Source organism: Oceaniferula marina, from assembly GCF_013391475.1.
GTDB lineage: Bacteria > Verrucomicrobiota > Verrucomicrobiia > Verrucomicrobiales > Akkermansiaceae > Oceaniferula > Oceaniferula marina.
In genome coordinates this window covers 1-8,711 of record NZ_JACBAZ010000027.1, presented here as the reverse complement: position 1 = coordinate 8,711, position 8,711 = coordinate 1, and the positions used below count along the sequence as shown (strand labels likewise).

Genomic DNA, 8,711 nt, shown 5'->3' with positions numbered 1-8,711 from the left:
GTATTCCGAGTCATTCGTAAAAGCATCAGGAAAGACGGAGGAAACTAATTGCATAACAAGTCGCTGCACTCGACCACTAGTAGCCGCCGTGCCAGGTTTTGTTTCTGTTCCTCAAAAGGAAATCTATTAATTCGTTCATCAACCATTTCATCGTGGCGGGTGAGCTTTACGTTCGGCAAAATAATGAAAGCAAATGACCATCAGTGTTTTATTGATTCTCTCACACAAATTCTAGATTCTCTTGATGCTAGTTTTGACGTTAATTGTCGATCTGCATCATTGGATGCTTACATTAAGCATTGCCGCCTGTTTTGCTGTGAAGGTGTAATTCCCAANATTCAATTGCACCTCGTATCCCAAATAGTAAGTTGAGACAAATCGCACAGAGTGTAACTAAGTTAATAGAAGACGCATCTTATGGTGAACCTGAAAAGTATCACTTTGATGAGATTAATCGCATCAGTGTGGCTGCCGCTAAATTGAGATGTAATCAATAAGCCGAACAAGTCGTTGCACCCGACAGCTAGTAGCTTCCCGGCCAGGTTTTTTGACGGTTTTACAAGATTGAAACTTTAATCGTTTATCGACGCTTACATCGCGGCCGGTGAACTTTACGTTCGGCAAAAAACTATGCGATACACAGTTCTAATATTATTTCTGGCCTGTTTGTCATGTGAAGAATCCGTGAAAGATGAAATGATGCAGGACCGCGAAGTGATACAATTAGAAGACAAGGTCTATAAGGACATTTTATATCGAGGAGGACTAGTAACATTTAGGATTCCGCTAGATTGGGAAGAGGAATACGACCCGTCCGGAGGTGGCACGTTTTACAAAGATGTTTTAGGGAGTGGCACTTTGAGGCTCAACGTCCTTAGTTTTCGTCGAGGACCGAATTCTGATAATAAGCCGTTTGATGATTTTGAACCATATCATGATGGTTTATATATCAAGACTGAATCTAAGGGGGTCGTCGAGAGAGGTGTTTCGTGCATTTTATTTTCATGGCAAATTGCGTATAGAGTCGAAGGTGGAGCTTACCGTATGGCGATATTTACCTATTCAATTGAATCGGAAAGGTTAGGTGGAGATGATGCGCAGGCTGAATTAGGGATGATAAATGAGTTGATTGAAGGCGCTCAATTTAGCCGTGCTATTGGAGCAGGTGGGGATTATTATCATAAATAGCCGAACAAGTCGCAGCACCCGACAGCTAGTAGCTGTCGAGTTTGCGACGGCAAACCTTTTTACGTCATTGTATCCTTAATTCGCATATCGGCGCCTGATCGCTGCCGGTGTGCTTTACGTTATGCGAAAAAATAGGCAGATCATTCAGATGGTTGACTATTCCGAATCGGCTCGCAGGATGAAACCATAAGTTTGTTCACTCAGTGGATTCAACGATTTTCCTTGCAAGGCTAAGTGAATATTCTGATCAGCGGTCAGCAAAATCTGTATTCTTAATCGCTCTTGAAAGTAACCAGAAAGACGGGGGAAACTAATTGCATAACAAGTCGCTGCACCCGACCACTAGTAGCCGCCGTGCCAGGTTTTGTTTCTATTCCTCAAAAGGAAATCTATTAATCCGTTCATCTGCCATTTCATCGTGGCGGGTGAGCTTTACGTTATGCGAAAAAATAGGCAGATTATTCAAACGGTTGACTATTCCGAATCGGCTCGAAGGATGAAACCATAAGTTTGATCACTCAGTGGATTCATCGGTTTTCCTTGCAAGGCTAAGTGAATATTCTGATCAGCGGTCAGCAAAATCTGTATTCCTAATCGCTCGTAAAAGCATCAAGAAAGACGGAGGAAACCAAATTGCATAACAAGTCGCTGCACTCGACCACTAGTAGCTGACTGGCCAGGTTTTGTTTCTATTCCTCAAAAGGAAATCTATTAATTCGTTCATCTACCATTTCATCGTGGCGGGTGAGCTTTACGTTAGCTAAAAAAATATGACACCGTTTGATAAAATTTGTGCTGTGGTAAGCATTCCCGTAGGTGCAGCCTTTATCCTATTGGGTTCTTTTGGTTTGTTTTTTGGTTCAAATGCACACTTCGATTTGCCAGCAATACTTGGATTTCTTCCATTTTTCCTAGGTTGGACTATGTGTGTCACATCCATTAAATATTGGAAGTCTAGCATAAGGAACCAATCCGAACCTTCTGTAGTTGTGGATAATTATGTAGCTCCTAGATTAAGCCGTTTTGGCGAATTTCTTGAGTGTCATCCTGAGTACAAGTCTTCTGATATCACCACGCAGATGCGTCTTTTTAAGCTATGGCTTGCTGGACAAAATTTAAGCTAACAAGTCGCAGCACCCGACAGCTAGTAGCTGACTGGCCAGGATTTGGCCACTGTTCCTCAGAATTGAAACTTTAAACTTTGCACATCTGGCACATCGCTGCCGGTGTGCTTTACGTTATGCGAAAAAATAGGCAGATTATTCAAACGGTTGACTATTCCGAATCGGCTCGAAGGATGAAACCATAAGTTTGTTCACTCAGTGGATTCATCGGTTTTCTTTGCAAGGCTAAGTGAATATTCTGATCAGCGGNTTGCTGGACAAAATTTAAGCTAACAAGTCGCAGCACCCGACAGCTAGTAGCTGACTGGCCAGGATTTGGCCACTGTTCCTCAGAATTGAAACTTTAAACTTTGCACATCTGGCACATCGCTGCCGGTGTGCTTTACGTTATGCAAAAAATATGAATGACAAAAACAATAGCCTCTCATCTGTTATTTTGGTTTCCATAGCTCTAGTAGGACTGTTTGCTGTAGCTATAGCAGGCTTTCTTAGTGAATCCGGAGCAGGCCTGATTGCGTCTGCTTTAGCATTTGGCTACATCGCTCACATGAATTCCTAGATACAATGGATTCGTTGATCACACGGTGGCTCGAAATATGCTCACGATGGGTTCTGAATCGTGCCAGATAGCAACAAATCCAGCTAAGAAAAAAACTGGCATAACAAGTCGTTGCACCCGACCGCTAGTAGCTGACAGGCCAGGTTTTGCTACTGTTCCAGAGAATTGAAACTTTAATCGTTTCATCGACGCTTACATCGCGGCCGGTGAACTTTACGTTGGGCAAAAAATATACTATGCCAATCACATCCAAAACAAAGAGGTTCCCCATAGTAACAGTAGGGATGTTTCTTCTTATTTTGGGACTCTCTGTTCCAGCAATCATTGGGTTTGACACCCTAGATTCCTCAAAATCATGGAGCAGAGTTATAGTATCAATAGCACCTATATTCGCTTGGTTTAATTTGATGGCTACAGAGGTTGTAGAGATACATTTTGATGAGGATACAGTTACTTATCGAAGGCGCCTGTTTCAAGATCTCGTAATCAATACTGAGAATATACTAGAATATCGCATAACATCGTCGCGCATTAAGTATAGATACGCGACAGGTTACAGCATTGATAACTTTTCACTACCTTTGAAAAGGTTCGAGAGGGATGACCGTGATCGGTTAATTGAATGGTTTAATTTAAACAAACAAGCCCAACAAGTCGTTGCACCCGACAGCTAGTAGCTACCGTGCCAGATTTGAAAACTGTTCTTTAAGAATTGAAACATTAATCGTTTATCTGCGCTTCCATCGCTGCGGGTGAACTTTACGTTCTGCAAAAAATAGCCAGACAAGCTATGACACTTACACCGACACAAGGAACACCTGGAGGCTGCCTTATTGGCTGTATTGCCATTTTTCCAGCTGTTTGCTCGGGACTTGGTATTTGGGGACTAATCAAATGGTTTAAACTCGCAGACGAGAACCAAGAGTTTAATACATATTTCTGGGCTGTTTTAGGTGCCGCATTGATTGGCGGAGTTATTACTGTGTTGCTTGTATTCGTGTCACTACGAGCATTGAGATCAGCCGCTTTTACGGATTATGATTCTCGTGACCCAGATCGCAAAAACCTTAAATGGTAGCGCGATTAATCACATATCCTGCCAAGAAAACAACAAGCAGAACAAGTCGCAGCACCCGACAGCTAGTAGCTGATTGGCCAGGTGTTGGCCGCTGTTTTTAAGAATTGAAACTTTAAACTTTGCGCATCTGGTACATCGCTGCCGGTGTGCTTTACGTTCTGCAAAAAAACTCAGCACTTCCAGAAATGTTGATTATTCCGAATCTGCTCGAAGGATGAAACCATAAGTTTGTTCACTCAGTGGAATCATTAGTTTTCTCCGCAAGGTACACGAATTCGGGTGTCACGTTCCATAAGTTGTGAGCAAGAAAGAGGGGTTCGGAGTCGCTCTTGAAAGCAACGAGAAAAGTGGGGGAAACAAATCGGCAGAACAAGTCGCAGCACCCGACAGCTAGTAGCTGACTTGCCAGGTTTCTCGACTGGTTTACAGAATTGAAACTTATAATCTTTGTGCGTCTGGTACATCGCTGCCGGTGTGCTTTACGTTCTGCAAAAAATATTGAGTTCTGTTGAGGTTGTTCGTTTTAGCGTATTTTTCGAGCTATCCACTTCATTCTGACCAGCTCATTCTGATACCGCTCAGAAACCTAAACTTGCGATTCGACGGTTTTCATTCGCGACACATTTGCCATATCGTTGGTTGGCGGATCTGATTCTAGTTTATCGCCGTCTGTGTGGCGGTTGCGCTATGCCAACTGCATTGTCGGTTTAATTTGCTCGTTCACCTGCTTTTTGAAGGAAGCTCGTTCGCTCGCTACGGTTTGCAACGACAAATCATTTCAATCACCGTTTCGTTTTTACATTCACAAAGTTCTTCAGTTGATGCGAAAGGATTTATTGATCGCCGACACCACGAAAGCAAAATATAGGCAGAACAAGTCGTTGCACCCGACAGCTAGTAGCTACTGTGTCAGGTTTTTCTACTGTTCCTCAGAATTGAAACATTAACCGTTTATCTGCGCTTTGATCGCTGCGGGTGAACTTTACGTTAGGCAAATAAAAACATGATCTACATCATCGCTATTACTCTACTAGCACTAAGTCATCTAATCGCCCATCGCGGAACGAATGGTTGTCGATTATCTTATCGAGTGGAGAAGATTGTCGTATTTTTTGCTGCGGTTTGGAGTTTTGTTGCGATTTTCGAATTGTGTAAGTTTGTTATTTCGTTATCTGCCCATAATGAAGGTGCTTTATCCGAACACATTCTCAATATGATTGTATATCCAGTAGGGTTTATAATATTTTTGCTTGTTATTTTTGTGGGTTTGCCCAAACCAATACAAGAAAACAAACTAGCCTAACAAGACGTTGCACACCAATCCATGAGTAGCTGCGCAGCCAAGTTTTATCTTGGTTTAAACCATTAACAACAAAGTATAGTTTCCCCCCACTCATGGATGGGTGAACTTTACGTTGGGTAAAAAATAATCATCATGTCGTCTTTCTTCGATACATACATTGATCATGGCAAACGCCACAGTCGCATACACAAGTGGAGTTTTGCTATTTTCGTAGTGGGTGTGCTATTAGCTTTCTTGACCTATAAGATAAGTCTAGGCCTAGCTGGTGGGATATTTATCGTATCGTCAATTATCAGTGGCGTCGTCGAGTTGTTCGCTTTTTCATGGCCTAAAGAGCTTCGCAGATGCCCTTACTGTGGAGATGACCTTTTCAGTCTAAGGACTCCTCAAATTTCGCTTAAGCAACCGTGTTGCCCTTTTTGCGGCGAGGATATCAGTAAATATAAACAAACCCAACAAGTCGCTGCACCCGACCACTAGTAGCTGACTGGCCAGGTTTTGTTTCTGTTCCTAAAAAGGAAATCTATTAATTCGTTCATCTACCATTTCATCGTGGCGGGTGAGCTTTACGTTATGCGAAAAAATAGGCAGATCATTCGAATGGTTGACTATTCCGAATCGGCTCGAAGAATGAAACCATAAGTTTGTTCACTCAATGGATTCAACGGTTATTCTCGCAAGGCGGAATGAATGCTTGATCGAGATTCGCTGAAATCTGTATTCCGAGTCATTCGTAAAAGCATCAGGAAANCTTTACGTTATGCGAAAAAATAGGCAGATCATTCAAATGGTTGACTATTCCGAATCGGCTCGAAGGATGAAACCATAAGTTTGTTCACTCAGTGGATTCAACGGTTATTCTCGCAAGGCGGAATGAATGCTTGATCGAGATTCGCTGAAATCTGTATTCCGAGTCATTCGTAAAAGCATCAGGAAAGACGGAGGAAACCAAATTGCATAACAAGTCGCTGCACCCGACCACTAGTAGCTGATCGGCCAAGTTTTGTTTCTGTTCCTCAAAAGGAAATCTATTAATTCGTTCATCTACCATTTCATCGTGGCGGGTGAGCTTTACGTTATGCGAAAAAATAGGCAGCGCGTTCAAATGGTTGATTATTCCGAATCGGCTCGAAAGATGAAACCATAAGTTTGTTCACTCAGTGGATTCAACGGTTATTCTCGCAAGGCGGAATGAATGCTTGATCGAGATTCGCTGAAATCTGTATTCCGAGTCATTCGTAAAAGCATCAGGAAAGANGAAAGACGGAGGAAACCAAATTGCATAACAAGTCGCTGCACTCGACCACTAGTAGCTGACTGGCCAGGTTTTGTTTCTGTTCCTCAAAAGGAAATCTATTAATTCGTTCATCTACCATTTCATCGTGGCGGGTGAGCTTTACGTTATGCGAAAAAATAGGCAGATCATTCAGATGGTTGACTATTCCGAATAGGCTCGAAGGATGAAACCATAAGTTTGTTCACTCAGTGGATTCAACGGTTATTTTCGCAAGGCGGAATGAATGCTTGATCGAGATACGCTGAAATCTGTATTCCGAGTCATTCGTAAAAGCATCAGGAAAGAGGGGGGAAACTAATTGCATAACAAGTCGCTGCACTCGACCACTAGTAGCCGCCGTGCCAGGTTTTGTTTCTGTTCATCAAAAGGAAATCTATTAATCCGTTCATCTGCCATTTCATCGTGGCAGGTGAGCTTTACGTTCGGCTAGAATATGAGAGCTTTGATTATCAGTTTAATAATTATTTTAGTTGCAGGGTGTCGTAGCAGTCATGCTCCTGACCTTTTAGCTAGCAGGGGAGACATTAATAGTCTGCCAGATGCTAAATCGAAGGCCGATCTTGTATTGCTGTGTAGTGCCATTCATTCCGGTGATCGGACAGAGCATGAAATGGTTTGCAGTCTCTATACTTCCAAAGATGTGAAGATGGCTTTTAAGCCTGGTGATATTGTTTCGACATTCACGAGGTATTCATCCAAGTCTTATTTTTATGATTCTGTTTTGATTATTTACGAGATGCGTGGAACCGAGTTACACGAATTAGGTGAAATTGCTGTTTACGGTGATGATGTTCCAGCATTTAGAATGCGTTTGAGTGATGTCATAGAAGAGTTTACTAAGCCATAGAGGATGCATAATAGTGGCCGAACAAGTCGCAGCACCCGACAGCTAGTAGCCACCGAGTTTGGCCGAGCAACTGTACTAAAAAATTGAAACTTTAAACCTTGCGCTACTGGTACATCGCTGCCGGTGTGCTTTACGTTGGGCAAAATATAATGCGTAAAATATTTCAAAGCTGGTGGCGGTGGCTACTACATGGTTGCCGTATTCTTGGCTGCCTGTTTGCTGCATATCTAGTCGTAACGATACCAATTGGCATAATAAACCTTCTGATGGATGTTTCCCAAACACCATGGAACGTTCTAATGTCAGTATGCTTACTCCTAACGATTATAATATGTGTTTCTATATTTGGATACGCATTTACAAGGCTTTATACGCATTCTACATGGGGACATGACGCTAGTGCAGATATGAAGAGGCATCTTGATCCAAGCTGCAGAGAGGATACATAACAAGCCCAACAAGTCGCAGCACCCGACAGCTAATAGCTGACTGGCCAGGTTTTTTCGGCTGCTTTACAGAATTGAAAGTTATAACTTTGCGCAACTGGTACATCGCTGCCGGTGTGCTTTACGTTGGGCAAAAAAAATTCTATGAAAGCAATAACATCAATAGCAATAATTCTAGCTGCGAGTTCTTTAACCGCATATTCAGCAGATGCTGTTCTGTTTGTTGAGGCTGAGCCTAAGCGAGAAATTGATTTTCGTGTATCCCTTCACCTGAAAGTCGGAGAGAAGTTGTATATTAAACTGGCGAAGGGGTTTCTCGTGATGTCCGTTGATGATATTCGATTTAAGAGTAACAACGATAGCTCCGCCGAGTCATGCGTGATTACAACTACTCATATCGAGAATGACCGTGTGACAAAAAGCTCTAGAACGAGTTCGATCGTTTATTCTATAGAGATGAAAGACGGGAACGAAGATTTGAGTGTTGTAGATGGGTCTCAAGACTTTAGAAAGGCTGGTATAGAGTTCTCTTGGTCATATGCGTCTAAAGATGCCGTGTATTTATATGTGCCACCAAAAACCAAATACGCGATCACAGGGGCTAAGCAATAAACCAAGCCCAACAAGTCGCAGCACCCGACAGCTAGTAGCTGTCGAGTTTGCGACGGCAAACGATTTTACGACATTGTATCTATAATTCGTATATCGGCGCCTGATCGCTGCCGGTGTGCTTTACGTTAGCTAAAAAATGAACCTCCGTAATACTATAATATCTACAATTATTTTCTCTGCCGTTATCTCCGTATTGGGTTGGTTCCTATATGAGAGTGTTCTAGCTTATGTTACATCAGGAATCGAGGCGCGAGTGC

The 8,711-nt window shown here is 42.5% G+C and carries 7 protein-coding genes; all 7 read left to right on the top strand.

Annotation, left to right across the window (positions count from 1 at the left end):
* Positions 1-684: 684 nt before the first annotated feature.
* The 7 genes from HW115_RS19095 (at position 685) to HW115_RS19065 (ending at position 8,454) form a co-directional block, all read left to right on the top strand.
* On the top strand, positions 685-1,188 hold the full coding sequence (locus HW115_RS19095) for a hypothetical protein (RefSeq protein WP_178935154.1): 504 nt from the start codon (positions 685-687) through the stop codon (positions 1,186-1,188).
* 770 nt (positions 1,189-1,958) lie between these two features.
* Positions 1,959-2,312, top strand: coding sequence for a hypothetical protein (locus HW115_RS19090; protein ID WP_178935152.1), 354 nt, complete (start codon positions 1,959-1,961; stop codon positions 2,310-2,312).
* Positions 2,313-2,712: 400 nt separating this feature from the next.
* Positions 2,713-2,871 (top strand): hypothetical protein, encoded by a 159-nt coding sequence (locus tag HW115_RS19085; protein ID WP_178935150.1) that lies wholly within the window; start codon positions 2,713-2,715, stop codon positions 2,869-2,871.
* Between the two features lie 790 nt (positions 2,872-3,661).
* Complete coding sequence (locus HW115_RS19080; protein WP_178935148.1) at positions 3,662-3,949, top strand: hypothetical protein; 288 nt, start codon at positions 3,662-3,664, stop codon at positions 3,947-3,949.
* A gap of 1,003 nt (positions 3,950-4,952) precedes the next feature.
* Positions 4,953-5,252: a hypothetical protein gene (locus HW115_RS19075; protein ID WP_178935146.1), complete on the top strand. Its 300-nt coding sequence runs from the start codon at positions 4,953-4,955 to the stop codon at positions 5,250-5,252.
* 1,730 nt (positions 5,253-6,982) lie between these two features.
* Positions 6,983-7,396: a hypothetical protein gene (locus HW115_RS19070; protein WP_178935144.1), complete on the top strand. Its 414-nt coding sequence runs from the start codon at positions 6,983-6,985 to the stop codon at positions 7,394-7,396.
* Between the two features lie 590 nt (positions 7,397-7,986).
* Entirely contained in the window at positions 7,987-8,454 is a 468-nt protein-coding gene (locus HW115_RS19065; protein ID WP_178935142.1) for a hypothetical protein, read from the top strand.
* The last annotated feature ends 257 nt before the right edge of the window (positions 8,455-8,711 follow it).